This is a genomic window from Lacticaseibacillus chiayiensis (genome assembly GCF_004123795.1).
Lineage (GTDB): Bacteria > Bacillota > Bacilli > Lactobacillales > Lactobacillaceae > Lacticaseibacillus > Lacticaseibacillus chiayiensis.
On sequence record NZ_MSSM01000006.1, the window covers coordinates 29,694 to 46,182 of the forward strand.

Sequence of the window (16,489 nt, forward strand, 5' to 3'; positions counted from 1 at the left end):
TACTATCTGAAATTATGACGCTTTTTCTTCGCCTTCGAAGGTGATCTTGATTGACTTGGTCAAAAGATCTGCGTAACTGTAAGAGACACGCTCGAACGCATTCTCACTTTGGTCAAGATCGACCACAAAAATAGCCGGATAGGTTTCCTTCAAGGTCCCCCGCCGCCGCGTCACTTTCTTGCGTCCAGCTTGTGCAACGACCGTTAAGTTCTCACCGATTTTTCCATCGAGCTTATGTTTGATGCTTGCTAGTGTGATTGGCATGCACTTCACCTCTTAAGTAGCATTCTACCACGAAAGCAAGAAGTTTGCAATTATACCACGCAGTCTTGCTGATCGCAAGTAATAACAGACGCGTCATAACTGCGTCGCTTCAGGCGTCAGCGTGCACGTCAAGCCCTTCTGCTCGTATCGCCGTATCCAGCCGTGCAAAGTCTGCAATTGCCAACTGTTCTGCCCGCGTTTCAGGCGCGATATTTGCCGCGGCCAATGCTGTGCGAATCGCGGCCCTGTTCTCCTTACCAAATAACACAATCAGATTGTTCCAAAGCGTTTTCCGCCGGGATGCAAATGCGCCGCGTACCAAGCGATCGAAACCGTCTGGGTTGGTGATGTCTGCCAGTGGCTCGTAACGTTGGGCTAACGTCACAATCGCCGAATCGACATTAGGTGCCGGAACAAAGGCATGACGGCTGACCGTAAAAGCCGTCCGCACATCTGCCACCAGCTGCACAGCAATGCTCAAACTTCCATAATCTTTCGACCCCGGGGCTGCACTCAATCGCGCTGCAACCTCTTTTTGCATCATCACGGTCATGCTATGCAACGGCAAGTGTGCTCGCAGTAGGTGAAGTAAAATCGGCGTCGTGATGTAATAAGGGAGGTTCGCAACCACCTTTAGGGTATGTTGGCCGTCAAAATGGGCTGCCACAAGCGCACTCAAGTCGGTTTTCAAAACGTCCTCGTTCACCACTTCAGTATTTGGATAATCAGCCAGCGTCTCGGCCAAAATCGGCAACAGGCGCTCGTCAATTTCCAATGCGACCACATGATGAGCACTGTCAGCGAGAAACTGCGTCAAAGCGCCGATGCCGGGACCAATTTCGATCACATCGTCTTGCGGCGACAAATCGGCTGCCGCCACAATTTTTTGCAAAATGTTCGGATCCGTCAAAAAGTTCTGTCCGAGACCCTTACGCATGTGAAAGCCATGGCGCTTCAAAATAGCGTTGGTCACGGCTGGCTGTGCGACTTTTTCATGCATGGTCATGTCGGCCTCCATTCACCTGATCAAGTGCCGCAAAAAACGCCGCCCGCGTGATGCGAAATTCCTTCAGCCGGCGTAGCAACTGTTTGCCATTCGTGTAGCCGATGTGAAGCAACTCGCCAAGCTGCTCGCGCCGGTATCGCGAGTCCGTACCGCCAATTAGGCCGGCCGTCAGCAAATCCTTTTGGCTGATGACTTGTGGCGCATCCGGCGCTTCGGTAAATAAGTGCTGAAGTGCCGCGCGCAAGGCTGCCGGCGTCGCATGCTCGATGCCAAGTGACCCTTTATGTGCCGGAACCCCTTCAGCCCGCGGCAAAAAGGCATGCGTCACACCTGGAACAGCCCGCGAAATTGTTTTACGAATCTTCTCACCGGGAAAATCCGGATCGGTAAGGACAATCACCCCGCGTTTAGCCTGAGCCTGGCGAATGCGCGCCAACGTCGCCTCGTCAATCGCACTGCCGCGGGTTTCAATGGTATCAATATCGCCAAAAGTTTCTTTTAATCGCTTCGTATCATCGCGGCCTTCTACAACCACAATTTGTTTAATCGTTGTCATGCGTCTTCCTTTAATCTGAAAATGTGGTGGGCATTGTCCCAGGTCTGTTGGGCAATAACCTCAGGGGTGGTGTCGCGCAGTTTGGCCAATGCTTCAACCACATAGCGTGTGTAGCCTGGTTGATTTTGCCGGCCGCGGTACGGTGTCGGTGTCAGGTACGGCGCATCGGTTTCTACTAATAAGCGGTCGCTCGGAATGATTTTGGCACTGGCATGTTCTTCCGGCGCGTTTTTGAAGCTAACAATGCCCGAATATGAAATATATAGGCCCGAGTCCAAAAAGTGTCGCGCCCAGTCTGCATCGCCGGTGAAGCTGTGCATGATCGCGCCAAATTCTTCGACATGTGCTGCTTTTAAAATATCGTAAGTATCTTCAAACGCATCGCGACTATGGATCGACACCGGCATGTGTAAGGAACGGGCCAAATCTAGCTGACGGCGAAAGACGCGGCGTTGGATCTCGCGCGGCGAGGTGTCCCAGTGGTAATCCAACCCGATTTCTCCTAACGCCACTACTTTAGGATCCGCCAACTGCTTCAGCAACAATGCTTCTTTTGCTGCGTCGTAATCCTGACTCGACTCGGGATGCCACCCGACAATGGCGTATAAGTTGGGATACTCGTGTGCTAATGCCAAAGCGCCAGCATTCAACGCCGTATCAGAGCCGACAATCGCCATCTTTTTGACGCCCAGCTGCCGCGCTGCCTCAATGTAATCGGCTTCCTTGCCGTGATAAGGGGTGTCATTTAAGTGGGTATGCGAATCAAAAATATCCATTCAATCACTGCTTTCTTTCTGCTTCTGCCATTAATGGCGGTAACAAACGGGCCACCTGACTCGGCTTCTCAGCAGCAAACAGGTGTTGCAACTGCACCACTGGCGACTGAGTCAACGCGCGGATCAACTGAGCGATTCGCATCGGCTGCTCCTTGGGTACCGGATTCATCAGCATAAACGCCCACTCAACTGGCAATAACCGGCTGGCATCGGCCAAATCCTTAAACGCAACGGGAATTTCAAAATGAACCACTACTAATCGCGCTTGTTGCACCAAGTCGCCTTCCAGATGCGGAATCGCAATGTTAGGCAGTCGATCAGCAAGCTGATTCAGCTGCATGCCGGACGGGAACGTCTTTTCACGCTCGATCAACGCTGTCTTTCCTGCTGGCAGCATCACCTTTTGAGCCACGAGCTCGTGACTGATCACATTAAAAAAGTCTTCTTGCGTTGGTGTGTGCAAAAAATAAACCAACGGGGTCGTGCCAAATTCAGCCAAGTGTTTCACCTATCTTTTCGTAAATTCGATATGGTTAGAGTATAGCACGCTGTTTGCTCTGGCTCATGATCCGTTCCGCTTTTGGTGATAGCTTCAATTATTCACCGATTTTCTTTGATTTTCATGAAAATAATCGGCGAAAAATGTCTATTGTTGTCATTTTGTTCTATACTGACCTTGTACTGAACATTTAAGGATTACCTAGGAGGTATTTTTACATGTCTGTTAAACTTACTGCTGGTCAGTTAGCACATTTGAAGCAATTGTCCAATGACGACAATGTGATCTCTGCTTTGGCCATTGACCAACGCGGCTCCCTGAAGAAGATGCTCGCAGCTGCAGCCAACAAGCCGGCTGATGAAACCACCATCGTTGATTTCAAAAAGGCTGTTTCTGAAGAATTAACCAAATACGCCAGTGCCATTTTGCTGGATCCGGAATACGGCTTACCGGCTGCTAAGGTACGCGATCCTAAGTCAGGTCTGTTGCTTTCTTATGAAAAGACTGGCTACGATGCTACCGAACCTGGCCGCTTCCCTGATTTGATCGACAACCAAAGTGCTTTGCGCATTAAGAACGAAGGCGGCGATGCGGTTAAGTTCTTGCTGTACATCGATCCGGACGAACCAGACGCCATCAACGATCGCAAGTATGCCTTTGTTGAACGTGTCGGTGCCGAAGCTAAGGAAAACGATCTGCCGCTCTTCCTTGAACTGGTTTCTTACGATGGCAAGACCAACGAAACCGGCACAGCGGCATGGGCCAAGGCTAAGCCGGAAAAGGTGATCAAGATCACCAAGGAATTCAGCAAGCCGCAATACAATGTTTCCGTTTTGAAGCTTGAAGTTCCGGTTGACCAGAAGTTTGTTGAAGGCTTTACCGACGAAGGTGTGACGCCGGTTTACAGCAAGGAAGAAGCTGCTAAATACTACAAGGCACAGTCCGATGCAACGGATCTGCCATTCATCTTCTTGTCTGCCGGTGTTTCCAACGAATTGTTCCTCGAAGAACTTAAATTCGCCAAGGAAGCAGGTTCAACCTTTAATGGTGTCCTCTGCGGCCGGGCAACTTGGAAGCCAGGTGTTAAGCCATTTGCTGCTGAGGGCGAAGCTGCTGGTAAGAAGTGGCTGGAAACCGATGGCAAAGCTAACATCGATCGTTTGAACAAGGTTTTAGCTGAAACTGCTACCCCTTGGACCAACAAGGTTGAAGGTTAGTTCTGATAAATTGAGTAAGTGATAAGGCTGGCCGCATTGTGGTCAGTCTTTTTTTGAACGTGAACTGACGCGATTAGGGGCCGGAGTGTAAGTGGCCTTGGTCGTTGATCGGACTTTGAACATCGCGACCAAGGTCCTTACACGTAGGCCCCTGCACCGGTGAACGCGTTATGGTGAGGGTAAACTGCTGAAACATAAATATGAACTAGCCATTGCAGCCCAACAGCACAGTGGTAGACTAGTTATGAATGCGTTTTCCCATACTAGGAGGTAATTTGTTTGATCACGATTGAAAATAATCAGTTCAAAGCAGGCATTGCCGAACGCGGTGCCGAGTTGCAGTCTTTAGTTAACAAAAGCGACAACTACGAGTATATCTGGAATGGCGATAAGGCTTTCTGGAAACGCCATGCACCGATTCTTTTTCCTACGATCGGCAAATCGAATGAAGATCAGTATCGGCTAGGCGAAAAGACTTTCCCAATGGGGCAGCATGGTTTTGCCCGCGATTACGATTTTGACGTCAGCGATCAAAGCGATTCAGCCGTCACCTTCACGCAACATCAAAATGCCGAGACTTTAAAAAAATTCCCGTTTAAATACACATTAGCTGTCACCTACATGCTGAACAAAGACGGGCTCAGTATTCATTACACCGTGACGAATGATGACAAGAATTCAATGCCGTTCGCACTCGGCTTCCATCCGGCATTCAATGTGGCCTTGAAAGCTGATGGCAGCTTTGATGACTATGATCTCACGGTTGAGCCGTTGAACAGTCCCCTCCAGCGTTTTGGTATCGGGCCGGTACCGTTCCGTAATGGCGACGTCGAGGACATTCCCGGCGTAGAAGGCAATAAGCTGCCGTTGACGCATGAATTGTTGGACGGCGGCTTGGTCATCCTTGCCAACAGCGAAATCATGAAGGCAACGTTGTCATCGCCACACCACGACCACAGCGTCACGCTCGACATCAACGACTTCCCTTATCTGACCATCTGGAGTCCTGAACATAAAAAGGCGCCATTCATCGCCGTTGAGCCATTTGACGGTCTGCCTGATCAAGCCGGCGAGCCATCCGATTGGTACACCAAGCTCGGCAACACGACGCTATCAGCAGGCGCTAACAAGCAGCTGGCATTGAAGATTGCTTTGAATTAAAAAATCTATTTTTAAGTCGTCCAGCTCAGCCTGGGCGGTTTTTTTTGCATGGTTCGGCATTTCTCGCCTACATTCCGTGAAATTCAGCCAAATACACCGGATCATCTGACTCATTGCGGTAAAATAAAAACATATTGGCGAAAGGGATGATTCCAGATGCACATTGCACTCATTGATGATCAAGCAGCGACGCGCAAGGCAACGACTAAACTGATTCAACAACTCTCACAGCCGTCACAGCCGCTGCAAGTGGCGGCTTATGCAAGTGCGGAACAGTTCCTTTTCGCCGAACGGACGCCGGATCTTCTTTTGCTAGACATCAAACTCGGCTCAGGGATGGATGGTATGACACTTGCCAAAAGAATCCGTCAACACGATCCCGATACTGCCATCGCTTTTGTCAGCAATTACGATGAATTTGTTTTTGACGGCTATGATGTCAACGCCATTGACTACATCATCAAACCCCTCACCAAAGAGAAGTTACAACATCTAATCGACAAAACTGCTGCCCGCACCCAACCTAAATTGCTGCCGTTGCAAACTCCCAGCGGCCTTACCCGTGTGCCGTTATACGACATCAGCGCCATTGAAGTCACGAATCATCAGTTGCAGGTGCATACTCAGAAAACAACGTACACCGTTAGCGGCCAATTAAAAGACTTCCTACCACATTTAGATGACAACTTTATTCAAATCTACCGGTCCATCGTCATCAATCTGAATTTTTTGTCCCAGCTGGATCATCACACTGTTGCGATGGCCGATGGGACGACTTACCCGGTTTCCCGACAACAGGCGCCGGTGGTTAAGCAAGCCTTTTTCAAACATTTCCGGGGGTTGACCGATGACAGTGACTGATTGGATTGAGCTAGCTGCGTTTATGATCTTGACAGTCGGCTGTCTCTGGCAATTGTGGTGGATTTTTCGCCGCCAACAAAACTGGCCTGTACGCTGGCTGAACCTCATCATTGTGGCTGTTGCACTTGTCAGCTGGTGGCTATGGCCACAACCAATTGTGCGCCTGTTGCTTTTCGTCATCACGGCGCTGGCAGGCAGCTTGGAATTTGTCTTGATTCGCCAGTTTCTCAGCGATCAGGACGCGGTGTTTGCGCGCAGCCTGGATAAAATGATGGCACAGTACTCACAGGAAGTGCAGGAGCTATACGCTAACATGCGCGGCTGGCGGCACGATTATCATGACCACCTTCAAGCTTTGAAAGCTTACCTAGACAATCAAGACACGACCGGCGCACGCCAATATTTGAATGAACTGGAAGATAAACTGGACGCTGTCGATCCGCTCGTCCATTCCGGCAATGCCATGCTTGATGCCATCGTTAACGCAAAACTCACACTTGCGGAACGCCTGCAGATTCCGGTTAACGAAAAGGTCATCGTGGGCAATACGCCACTCATTAAAGACGTGGACTTAGTGGTGATTTTAGGCAACTTGCTGGATAACGCTATTGAAGCCATCAGTGAACAACCAGCTGATGAAAAGCGGCAATTGCGACTTTATATCGGAATTGTGAAGCAACAGTTTTACATCTCCGTCACCAATACCCGTCCGGCTGACCAGGTGATTGACTATCAATACGCTTCCACTAAAAGTGATAAACGCGGCCTCGGGATTCGGCGGGTGAATAAGCTCGTCGCCAAGTACGACGGGATGATTAATCGTCAGTATGAGGATAAGGTTTTCGTCACTGAAATTGCGATTCCCATTCACGCAGTCAAACCGACCACTCACGCATAATTTGCGCCAGCAGGTCGGTTTTTTGGTAGGTTAAGATCAACGAGGTGAGTGGGATGAAAAAATATAGCTTATGGAACAACCTGCGCTGGTACATCAAGTATCTGCGCAAAGATAAACCTTCCTTAGCCTGGACAGCAAGCGGCCTTGCCATTGATAAGGCAGCGGCCGCATTGCTGGGCGTTTTTACGCCGGCGCTGTTGGTCGGGGCGATTACCGGACATGCTACGCTGGGGCAATTTGCTTGGCTGGCAACACTAACGGGACTGGGACTCGCTCTGACCAGTGAAGTCAATTACCTGCTGCTGACCCATGACAGCGTCGCGAGTTCCGCTTTACGAGCCGCTATCGAACTGGACTTTCACCAAAAGCATTGGGATCTTGACTACGACCAGATCAGCAGCGGCGAACTCCAAGGGCTATCGCACACTGCATTCAAAAAAGGGCTGAGCAACACATATGCCGGCGCCGAAGCTATCTATCTGTATGGCCGTGGAATGCTAGTAGACCTCACAACGCTAATCGTATTCCTAGCGACACTATCATTTGCCGTTCCGTGGGTCTTTGCGCTGGTCCTGGTCAGTGCGGCTATCAGTTATGCTGGCATGAGTTGGTACCGTCACTGGTATCTACAAAATAATGTCAAGTGGAACAAGTTAGGGCGCCAACAAGACTACATCACCCGCAATGCCTACGCCTTGGAAAATGGTAAAGACATCCGGATGTTTGGCATGGCGAACTGGTATCATCACCACCTTGATCGTCTGCTCGCCTTGCAAGATGCCTGGCAATGCCGCAACTCGGTGCGTCGCTTTCTCGGCGAGCAAATCGGGCAACTTGCTGGTTTAGTGCGCGATGCCATTGTTTATGGCACCCTGATTGTTGCCATCGTCCGCGGCAGTCTCTCCATTGCCCAATTCACTTTAATGTTCGGGATGACCAATAGTTTCATCACCTTATTGGATCAGCTTTTAACCGACTTCAGCAACCTGCAAAACGCCAGCGTCGACTTACAGGAAGTCCGCGAGTTTATGAATTTACAACCGCAAACCCCAAACCGCACACTCACGGAGGCGGAGCAGAAGCAGTTAGCAAAACGACCTGTTACCATTACGTTTTCGCACGTCACTTATCAATATCCGGGGGCCAAAAGTGCCAGTCTTAAAGACGTCAGCTTCACGCTGAAAGCCGGACAAAAGTTGGCGATCGTCGGCGTTAACGGTGCTGGCAAATCAACGCTTGCCCGCCTCATGATGGGCTTGTTGCATCCGACAAGCGGCACCATCACCGTGAACGGGCTAAATGCCAATCTTTTACCACTATCAGAACGTTTTGCATTATTTGCCCCTGTCTTTCAGGAAACCATTATTCTTGCCCAGAGTTTAGCCAACAATGTTGCGATGACCGAGTATCCGGATCTAAACCGGGTCACAACCGCATTAGCCGAGGCCGGCTTGGGAACCTTCGTCAAAACGCTGCCGCAAAACACTGCCACGCCCATGACCCGTTATACCAGAGATGACGGCGTTGAATTATCCGGCGGCCAGGCACAAAAGCTCATGTTGGCAAGGGCACTATACAAAGATGCGCCTGTCTTGATCTTGGATGAACCAACCGCTGCCCTTGATGCGATTGCTGAAAATGAGATTTATCAGGATTACGCGCAATTAGCTGCTGGTAAAACTTCTTTGTTCATCTCTCATCGATTAGCCTCAACCCGCTTTTGTGACAGCATCCTGTTTATGGATCATGGGCAGGTACTCGAATCCGGGACGCATGAGCAGCTCATGGCCAAAGACGGCCGTTACGCGCAAATGTATCAAATTCAAAGTAAATACTATCAACCGGATGCAAAGGAGGCCATTGCTGATGGCAACTTCTAAAAATTCAGAAAAAACTATGCCCAAACAAACTGTTCATCGTGCTTTGCGGGTGGTGCACGTGATTCAAAGTCTCGATCCTTTGGCAATTCCGGTCGAATTCCTCCGTGCATTGACGACTGTCGGCATTCCTTACCTAAACATCGCTTTCCTCGGCTTGGTGCTTAATCAGTTACAACAACATGCAACGCTCCCGCAAATGGTGCTCCTTGTCGGTCTGTTTCTAGCCATTCGTTACCTGCTTCAACTGTCGAGTCAATGGTTTGCTAAATTAGCCGAAGATCATGAAAGCGGCGTAAACAGGCGGCTCACCCGCGCAACAACCGAGAAATTGTTGACGGTGAGTTATACCACCCTTCAGGATCCAGATATGCGTAAACAGTATGCTGGTGCTCAAGCCGGGCAAGCTTTTAATGGCGGCATGACCTCGCTCATGAAAGATGGCATGCAAGATTTCTTTTCGCTAATCATTGCGATTGGCTTCGGTGTTGCCACTTTGATCAGTCTGGCACGGGCAACTAACCACGTAACAATTTGGCTGAACGACTTTCGCTATCCACTATTGATTTTGGCGCTACTAATCTTCCCGATTGTCGTTGGAAGCTGGAGTATTCACCACACTAATCAGATTCAACAAGAACTTATCAGGAAAATCATCCCAAGCAATCGCCGATTTACGTACTTTTACCACTTCACGGAAAATATGGATAATCATGAAGTTATTCGCCTTTATCAAGCAGCCCATTTAGTCATGAACAATGAACGCAATGACAACAATGAATTCTTTGACGAACTTCGCAAAGGTTATTGGCAAATGGCCAAGTTCGGTCACTGGCCTAACCTAGCCATTGCGTTGGCGGTCATCGGTTTGTACATTCTAGTCGGCACCAAAGCATTAATGGGCATCATCGCCATTGGCAGTGTGATGATCGCCGTCGGGTACTTTCAACAACTGATGACGGCTGCCTATCAATTTCTGCAGCAAGTCGGCATGTACGTCAACATGGTCGATTACTTGCAATTTTACGCAGACTTTCTCGCCTTGCCGGATCACGACAAATCGGGCACACTTCCAGTAGAAAAGCGCAACGACAACGAATTTGCCATTCAGTTTCACAACGTCAGTTTCAAGTATCCCGGTAGCGACCAGTGGGCTTTGCGTCACGTTAATCTGACTCTTAATATCGGTGAACGGCTCGCGTTGGTTGGCCGCAACGGCAGCGGCAAAACGACGCTAATCAAATTGCTGGTACGCCTGTTTAAGCCAACTGAAGGCACCATCACGTTAAACGACATTGACATCCAGAAATACGACGAAGACGAATACCGCAGTCTTTTGGGCGTCGTTTTCCAAGACTTCCGCCTTTTTGCTTACAGCATTGCGGAAAATGTCGCCGCCACGACCGAACCAGACCGTCAACGAGTTTGGGAAGCTTTGAAGGTGGCGGATGTGGTAGATCGCGTCAAGCGGATGCCGAAAACCATCGACACGCCAATCACTACCGCCTTGAGCGATGATGGGGTAGCCGTTTCCGGTGGCGAAGCGCAGAAAATCGCCATCGCCCGCGCTTGGTACAAAGATGCGCCGATCATGGTTCTGGACGAACCCACCGCAGCACTTGACCCGATTTCCGAATATGAAATCTACCAGCGCTTCGACGAACTTATCGAAGGCAAAACCGCTATTTATGTCTCACACCGAATGAGCTCCACCCGTTTCTCCCAGCGCATTGTCGTCCTTGATCACGGTCAAATCGTCCAAGACGGCACCCACACCAGCCTTATGGCGCATCCGGGTATTTACCGAGATCTATTCAACGCCCAGGCCCAATATTACACGAAAGACCGCATCAAAGCGGCTCGGAAAAAGGTTGCGGCTACTACGACGGCAGTGGCGGATTAGCAAAGCATTCAAAAAGGGCACCGACAAAAATTTGCCGCGTGCCCTTTTTAATTTACTTTATTTAGCCAACCAAGCTGCCGTTTTGCAGATTCTCCGAAACTTCCAGCAAGGTAATCTTCTTGCCATCCAAACTCTCGGCTGATAGCAACATCCCCTCGGAAATCTCGCCTTTCATCTTCCGCGGCTTCAGGTTCACCACTGCCATCACCTTCTTGCCCTTCAGCTTTTCGTAATCAGGGTAGAATTCACGAATGCCTGACAGGATTTGACGCGTCCCTTTATCGCCGGCATCGAGGGTAAACTTCAACAGCTTGTCCGCACCCTTGACCGGTTCGACGTCGAGGATTTCCGCAACTCGGATTTCACTCTTGTCGAATTGTTTGAACTCGATTTCCGACTTGCGCGTCTTTTCGTCCACAGCTGCTTTAGCCGTTCCTGGGGTCATCTGGCCCTTGATATAGGCAACTTCTTCTTCAGCATCAAGCCGTGGGAAGATCGGTGTGCCTTGTTCAACCACTTTGGCACCGGCCGGCAGTGCGCCCCACTTAACGACTTTATGGTCATCGTTTTCGTGGTCTAAGCCCAATTGACCAAAAATCTGCAGTGGCGCATGGGTCATGACCGGTTGAATCAGTAACGCAATCAAACGTAGGCTTTCGGCCAGGTGCGCCATGACGGAATCAAGTTGGTCCTTTTTGGCAGGATCCTTGGCCAATTTCCATGGTTCGGTTTCGTCGATGTACTTGTTAGCTCGGGAAACGATCTTCCAAACCTGATCCAACGCATCGGAAAAGCGCAATTCGTCCATCAACTTGTGATATTCGGTCAACGCCGTTTCGGCTACCTCGCCAAGTTCATGGTCAAATGGCGTCACATCCGATTTGAAAGCTGGCAAAATGCCATCTTCATACTTATTGATCATCGCGATCGTCCGATTCAGCAAATTGCCGAGATCATTGGCCAAATCATAGTTGATGCGGTCAATGAAATCTTCAGGCGTGAACAAGCCATCATTGCCGAATGGGATTGCCCGCATCAGGTAATACCGCAAAGCATCCAAGCCGTAACGTTCCACAATCATATCCGGGTAAACGGCATTGCCTTTTGACTTGCTCATTTTACCGTCGCGCATCACGAGCCAGCCATGGGCATAAATTTTCTTCGGCAATGGCAGACCCAGCGCCATCAAAATGATCGGCCAGTAAATGATATGGAAGCGAACGATTTCCTTACCAATCAGCTGAACATTAGCCGGCCAATATTTGTCAAACAAGGCGTGGTCATTGCTGCCGTAACCGAGTGCGGTGATATAGTTCAGCAAGGCATCAACCCACACATAAACCACGTGCTTCGGATCAGACGGGATCTGAACGCCCCAGTTAAAACTTGTACGGCTCATCGCCAGATCTTCAAGTCCCGGCTTAATGAAGTTGTTGATCATTTCCGTTTTACGCGAAGCTGGCTGCACAAAATCAGGATGCTCGTCATAATACTTCAACAGGCGATCCGTGTATTTGCTCATTTTAAAGAAGTAGCTCGGTTCATGAACCAGCTGAACTTCGTGGCCAGATGGTGCCTTCCCACCGACAACTTTGCCGTCTTTATCCCGATAAACTTCAGACAATTGTGATTCGGTGAAGTACTCTTCATCTTCCACCGAATACCAGCCTGTATACTCGCCAAGATAAACATCGCCTTGTTTAATGAGTCGTTCAACAATGGTCTGAACAGCTTCGACGTGGGCTTTATCCGTTGTCCGAATAAACTTGTCGTTGGTAATTTCCAGCGTTTTCCACAACTGTTTGATCTGCGCCGCCATGCCATCGACATAAGCTTGCGGTGTCACACCCAGCTTATCGGCTTTTTGTTCAATCTTGAGGCCATGCTCATCTGTCCCGGTGAGGAAGAAAACATCATAACCCATCAATCGCTTATAACGCGCCAAAACGTCTGCCGCAATCGTGGTATACGCATTGCCGATATGTAGTTTGCCAGATGGATAATAAATCGGTGTCGTCACATAAAAAGTTGGTTTGCTTGCCATGCATGGTGCCCCCCGTACTTTAATTCAGAATGAGTCCAGTATAACAGAGTATGAGCAGACTTGCTCAAAAATGGCGAATAAGTGGCTGGCTCACAAGCACCATCAATCATTCGCCGCCAGCCAATGATCCAGCACATCGATAAACTCGTCATGCTGATCCAGCAGCGCCAAATGCCGACTATTCGCAAACAGATGCCACTTGGCGCCCGGAATATGATCAACCACCGTTTTCGCAATCAGTGGCGTGCAAAGATCATCCGTGCCGCTGGTGACTAAAACCGGGACGTGAATCTTGTGCAGCTGATCGGTAACATCAAAGTCGCTAATCGTCCCGTTTTCGGTAAACTCATTCGGGCCTTCCGCAATCAGGCTGGCACGCTTGCCGTTAGTTGGGCGGCGCAGCGGTTCAGGCGAATTCTCGTCAGGATCGTCCCAGCAATACTTTTCCATGTACCGATCATTGGCAGCCAGATACTTGACGTTGTTAAAATCACCGGTTCGTTCAGCCTCAGCAATCGCTTCCCTGTCTTCATAACTCAGATACTTAATCAGCCGGTGCTGCTCCTGCACCCACAGCTTAATCGAAGATGGAGAGCCGTCAATCATGACACTCTTAATGCCTTGCGGGTCAAAGCTCGTCAGATAGTACATCTCCAACATACCGCCCCAAGACTGGCCCAGCATGTGAATTTCGTCCAAGTGCAAATATTTGCGCAGCGCGATGAGTTCTTCAGCCCATGTTTCTTTGACGTAAACCGCCGGATCCTCTGGCAGCGAGGACTTACCGCAACCGACTTGATCATACATGATCAATTGCCGCCCAGTCTCGGCATAATCGTCCATGAGCTCAAAATAATTATGCGACGACCCCGGACCGCCATGAATCAACAACAATGGTGCCTTGTCCGCATTGGGTTCGCCTACAATCCGATAATACGTTTTGTACTCATGAAACGGCATGTAGCCTTCTTTAATCTTCATAGCAATCCGCCTTTCGAAACCATTAAGCGCCAGGTTCAGTCATTAAAAACTGCTGAGCTTTTCTGGTGAAAACAGTGTACTCAACGTGATTGTACTACACCACCGCCAGACTGTCAGACCGAATCCGGTGATCTCAGGCTAGTCTTAAAATAAATCCAACTGTCGTGGCGCCAATCCGGGAAAATCCAACCCCAGCATGTCAATGAACGCTTGAGCATTTGCGGCAGCGTCATGTCCGCCGTTGTTGTTGAAAATAACGGTCACATTTTTACTTTTCAAATGGTGCACAATGGTAGCAAACTGCTGCAACTCTTCTTGACTATAGCGATAATTCGTTCGCTCCGTGGTTTTGGCACCACTTTTGCCCCATGCCTGGTTCCGACCGTGCAGACGCAAAATCGTCAGCTCCGGATTCGTCGCAATCGGCACCAGCGGCACAGAACCACCCACAGTCTGGGCCTCGTCCACGACCACATGAATGTCGCCAGCCGCCTGCAACAAGCTGATTGTGGCATCGCGATACGCCGACAAATACCAACTGGCATGCCGAAACTCAACCGCCACCGGCAAATCCGGCAGCCACTGATTGAGATTTTGAAGATACCGGACATTTTCCGCTGTCACGCCAAAATAAGGCGGAAACTGGCATAACACTGCCTGTAGCTGATGTGCGTCAACCAACGGCGCCACCATGTCATTAAACCGCGAAAACTCTGCAACCAAATCCTGCGTGGCTTCGTGTTTGGTCATCAGCTTACTGGCCTTCACAATAAACTGAAAGCTCGCCGGCACCTGCGCCTGCCACCGCCGAATCTGGTCCACCGTTTTTAAACCATAGAAAGTCGTGTCTAGCTCAATCACCGGAAAATACTGCGCATAATCCGCAAAGGTACTGCGCTTACCATTTGCTGCAATACTAGGATGATCGGCTACACTGGTTAAACCAACGTTAATCATGCTGTTCACCGTCCGCGATCTGAAATTTCTGTAGAACATCACCGGTAAAATATGACGCATAATCGTGCTTTTCACCATTCAAAGCATAGCGCAACAACGGCTGTAAATCCGGTACCAACCCAGGATTATCCGCCAGCAGCCAATCCTTGGAAAAGGTCGCCAAAATACCTTCACGGGTAGCTTGCGGCATCTGAAGCCGGTCAGACGTTTTCCCAAGAAAGGCGTAAAGCTCACCGCGAAGTTCACCGTTGACGTGCCAGAAAATCCGTCCGGCACCGCGCAATTCGTGCGCCGGAATAATAATGTGGCTTTCTTCTTGCAACTCACGCGCAGCACAGACAGCAGGCGTCTCATCAGGCAAGAATTTACCACCGAGTGTATTCCACATACCGCGATAAGGGGGATTCGTGCGGTTTATCAACAGCCATCCCGTTGGCGTCTCGACAGTCACCAATGTATATTTCTTGACCATGTGCATCCCCTTTTCAAAAATGATCCAATTGACGCGCTTGAAGCAAAAAGGCGCCGAAACGGCGTCTTTTTAAACTTCGGTCTTGCTATCGAAATACGTTATTTCATTTTTTTAAACGTATCCTTGATGATGCCTGCTGAATGGACATACTTCGCCCGTTCGTCATCGGTCAATTTCAATTCCGGCGTGTTGACAACGCCGAGCTTGCCGATCGTTGCGGGATGGCCGATCGCAATACCAAATTCAGGATCGTAATTGGCGCATGGGAAAATCCGCTTGGCATCACTGATGATGGCTTGAGTCATTTCGGTCGCAATGGTTGCAATGCCATAACTAGTGTAGTGTTTCGCATTGTAAATCTTCCAACCGCCAGCCCGCGCCGCATCAGCCAACTGATCATAATCCACCTTGGCATATTCCGCGATCGGTTCGTTATTGACGCGAACCGTCGACCACGCCGTGAACTGAGACTCGCCATGTTCGCCCATGTTATACCCACGTACATCCGCAACATTCACATGCAGCGTCTCCGCAACCGCACGCCGCATCCGATAAGTATCCAATGATGTACCAGTACCGATAATCTGTGACTTCGGTAAATCAAGTAAATACTGCCAGTAACTGGTAACGGCATCACATGGGTTGGTAATATCCAGCAAAACGCCGTGGAAGCCGGACGCTTTTAACTTCGGCGCCACATCGTCCAATGCTACCTTGGATGTTTTTGTTTCGCCAATCCGGTCACCATTTGAAATAGCACCGATATTGCCGACTGCAGAAATCACCACGTCAGCATCTTTCAACGCATCATAGTCGTTGACCACAATCTCGGTGTACGTCGGCAACCCGCCTAATGCATCTTTCAAATCATAACTTTCGCCTTCAGCCAATTCGGTTTTCTGGTCAATTAACACCAGTTTGTCTGCAACGCCTTTGCTAACCAGATTGAACGCTGTCGTCACACCGACATGTCCAATCCCAATGATACCAATCGTTCTTGCCATATTAACAAGTCTC

16 protein-coding genes are annotated in these 16,489 nt (G+C 49.6%); 6 read left to right on the forward strand and 10 right to left on the reverse strand.

All coding sequences use genetic code 11. From position 1 onward, the window contains the following. Positions 1-12 precede the first annotated feature (12 nt). The 5 genes from BVJ53_RS03560 to BVJ53_RS03580 form a co-directional block, all read right to left on the reverse strand. Entirely contained in the window at positions 13-264 is a 252-nt protein-coding gene (locus tag BVJ53_RS03560; RefSeq protein WP_129301182.1) for a Veg family protein, read from the reverse strand. A gap of 109 nt (positions 265-373) precedes the next feature. Beyond that, positions 374-1,270: a 16S rRNA (adenine(1518)-N(6)/adenine(1519)-N(6))-dimethyltransferase RsmA gene (gene rsmA, locus BVJ53_RS03565; RefSeq protein WP_129301183.1), complete on the reverse strand. Its 897-nt coding sequence runs from the start codon at positions 1,268-1,270 to the stop codon at positions 374-376. Next, positions 1,257-1,826: a ribonuclease M5 gene (rnmV, locus tag BVJ53_RS03570; RefSeq protein WP_129301184.1), complete on the reverse strand. Its 570-nt coding sequence runs from the start codon at positions 1,824-1,826 to the stop codon at positions 1,257-1,259. The genes rsmA and rnmV overlap by 14 nt, the downstream gene beginning before the upstream one ends. After that, positions 1,823-2,602: a TatD family hydrolase gene (locus BVJ53_RS03575; protein WP_129301185.1), complete on the reverse strand. Its 780-nt coding sequence runs from the start codon at positions 2,600-2,602 to the stop codon at positions 1,823-1,825. The genes rnmV and BVJ53_RS03575 overlap by 4 nt, the downstream gene beginning before the upstream one ends. A gap of 4 nt (positions 2,603-2,606) precedes the next feature. Then, positions 2,607-3,101, reverse strand: coding sequence for a PTS sugar transporter subunit IIA (locus BVJ53_RS03580; RefSeq protein WP_129301186.1), 495 nt, complete (start codon positions 3,099-3,101; stop codon positions 2,607-2,609). A gap of 218 nt (positions 3,102-3,319) precedes the next feature. Here BVJ53_RS03580 and BVJ53_RS03585 point away from each other — a divergent pair, with 218 nt between their 5' ends. From BVJ53_RS03585 to BVJ53_RS03615, 6 genes are all read left to right on the forward strand, one after another. Next, positions 3,320-4,318 carry a tagatose 1,6-diphosphate aldolase gene (locus BVJ53_RS03585; protein WP_129301187.1) on the forward strand — a complete coding sequence of 333 codons (999 nt, stop codon included), beginning with the start codon at positions 3,320-3,322 and terminating at the stop codon, positions 4,316-4,318. Positions 4,319-4,597: 279 nt separating this feature from the next. Then, positions 4,598-5,479 carry an aldose 1-epimerase family protein gene (locus BVJ53_RS03595; RefSeq protein WP_129301188.1) on the forward strand — a complete coding sequence of 294 codons (882 nt, stop codon included), beginning with the start codon at positions 4,598-4,600 and terminating at the stop codon, positions 5,477-5,479. A gap of 156 nt (positions 5,480-5,635) precedes the next feature. Further along, complete coding sequence (locus tag BVJ53_RS03600; RefSeq protein ID WP_129301189.1) at positions 5,636-6,340, forward strand: LytR/AlgR family response regulator transcription factor; 705 nt, start codon at positions 5,636-5,638, stop codon at positions 6,338-6,340. Next, positions 6,327-7,238: a sensor histidine kinase gene (locus tag BVJ53_RS03605; RefSeq protein WP_129301190.1), complete on the forward strand. Its 912-nt coding sequence runs from the start codon at positions 6,327-6,329 to the stop codon at positions 7,236-7,238. Before BVJ53_RS03600 ends, BVJ53_RS03605 begins: the two co-directional genes overlap by 14 nt. A gap of 53 nt (positions 7,239-7,291) precedes the next feature. Further along, a complete protein-coding gene (locus BVJ53_RS03610; protein WP_129301191.1) occupies positions 7,292-9,118 on the forward strand; it encodes an ABC transporter ATP-binding protein in 1,827 nt (608 codons plus the stop codon). Next, positions 9,105-11,018: an ABC transporter ATP-binding protein gene (locus BVJ53_RS03615; protein WP_129301192.1), complete on the forward strand. Its 1,914-nt coding sequence runs from the start codon at positions 9,105-9,107 to the stop codon at positions 11,016-11,018. The genes BVJ53_RS03610 and BVJ53_RS03615 overlap by 14 nt, the downstream gene beginning before the upstream one ends. A gap of 61 nt (positions 11,019-11,079) precedes the next feature. Here the strand turns inward: BVJ53_RS03615 and metG are convergent, their stop codons facing one another. The 5 genes from metG to BVJ53_RS03640 form a co-directional block, all read right to left on the reverse strand. Next, a complete protein-coding gene (metG, locus tag BVJ53_RS03620; protein WP_129301193.1) occupies positions 11,080-13,062 on the reverse strand; it encodes a methionine--tRNA ligase in 1,983 nt (660 codons plus the stop codon). Positions 13,063-13,164: 102 nt separating this feature from the next. Beyond that, positions 13,165-14,043 carry a proline iminopeptidase gene (pepI, locus tag BVJ53_RS03625; RefSeq protein ID WP_129301194.1) on the reverse strand — a complete coding sequence of 293 codons (879 nt, stop codon included), beginning with the start codon at positions 14,041-14,043 and terminating at the stop codon, positions 13,165-13,167. A gap of 144 nt (positions 14,044-14,187) precedes the next feature. After that, positions 14,188-15,000 carry a DUF72 domain-containing protein gene (locus BVJ53_RS03630; RefSeq protein ID WP_129301195.1) on the reverse strand — a complete coding sequence of 271 codons (813 nt, stop codon included), beginning with the start codon at positions 14,998-15,000 and terminating at the stop codon, positions 14,188-14,190. Next, positions 14,993-15,472: an NUDIX hydrolase gene (locus tag BVJ53_RS03635; RefSeq protein ID WP_129301196.1), complete on the reverse strand. Its 480-nt coding sequence runs from the start codon at positions 15,470-15,472 to the stop codon at positions 14,993-14,995. Before BVJ53_RS03635 ends, BVJ53_RS03630 begins: the two co-directional genes overlap by 8 nt. A 98-nt stretch (positions 15,473-15,570) precedes the next feature. Then, complete coding sequence (locus BVJ53_RS03640) at positions 15,571-16,476, reverse strand: lactate/malate family dehydrogenase (protein WP_129301197.1); 906 nt, start codon at positions 16,474-16,476, stop codon at positions 15,571-15,573. Between the last annotated feature and the right edge of the window lie 13 nt (positions 16,477-16,489).

Excerpts from the sequence above, each read along its gene's own strand:
- BVJ53_RS03560 (WP_129301182.1), bottom strand. The coding sequence starts at position 264 with ATGCCAATCACACTAGCAAGCATCAAACATAAGCTCGATGGAAAAATC.
- rsmA (WP_129301183.1), bottom strand. The coding sequence starts at position 1,270 with ATGACCATGCATGAAAAAGTCGCACAGCCAGCCGTGACCAACGCTATT.
- rnmV (WP_129301184.1), bottom strand. The coding sequence starts at position 1,826 with ATGACAACGATTAAACAAATTGTGGTTGTAGAAGGCCGCGATGATACG.
- BVJ53_RS03575 (WP_129301185.1), bottom strand. The coding sequence starts at position 2,602 with ATGGATATTTTTGATTCGCATACCCACTTAAATGACACCCCTTATCAC.
- BVJ53_RS03585 (WP_129301187.1), top strand. The coding sequence starts at position 3,320 with ATGTCTGTTAAACTTACTGCTGGTCAGTTAGCACATTTGAAGCAATTG.
- BVJ53_RS03600 (WP_129301189.1), top strand. The coding sequence starts at position 5,636 with ATGCACATTGCACTCATTGATGATCAAGCAGCGACGCGCAAGGCAACG.
- BVJ53_RS03605 (WP_129301190.1), top strand. The coding sequence starts at position 6,327 with ATGACAGTGACTGATTGGATTGAGCTAGCTGCGTTTATGATCTTGACA.
- BVJ53_RS03610 (WP_129301191.1), top strand. The coding sequence starts at position 7,292 with ATGAAAAAATATAGCTTATGGAACAACCTGCGCTGGTACATCAAGTAT.
- BVJ53_RS03615 (WP_129301192.1), top strand. The coding sequence starts at position 9,105 with ATGGCAACTTCTAAAAATTCAGAAAAAACTATGCCCAAACAAACTGTT.
- metG (WP_129301193.1), bottom strand. The coding sequence starts at position 13,062 with ATGGCAAGCAAACCAACTTTTTATGTGACGACACCGATTTATTATCCA.
- pepI (WP_129301194.1), bottom strand. The coding sequence starts at position 14,043 with ATGAAGATTAAAGAAGGCTACATGCCGTTTCATGAGTACAAAACGTAT.
- BVJ53_RS03630 (WP_129301195.1), bottom strand. The coding sequence starts at position 15,000 with ATGATTAACGTTGGTTTAACCAGTGTAGCCGATCATCCTAGTATTGCA.
- BVJ53_RS03635 (WP_129301196.1), bottom strand. The coding sequence starts at position 15,472 with ATGGTCAAGAAATATACATTGGTGACTGTCGAGACGCCAACGGGATGG.
- BVJ53_RS03640 (WP_129301197.1), bottom strand. The coding sequence starts at position 16,476 with ATGGCAAGAACGATTGGTATCATTGGGATTGGACATGTCGGTGTGACG.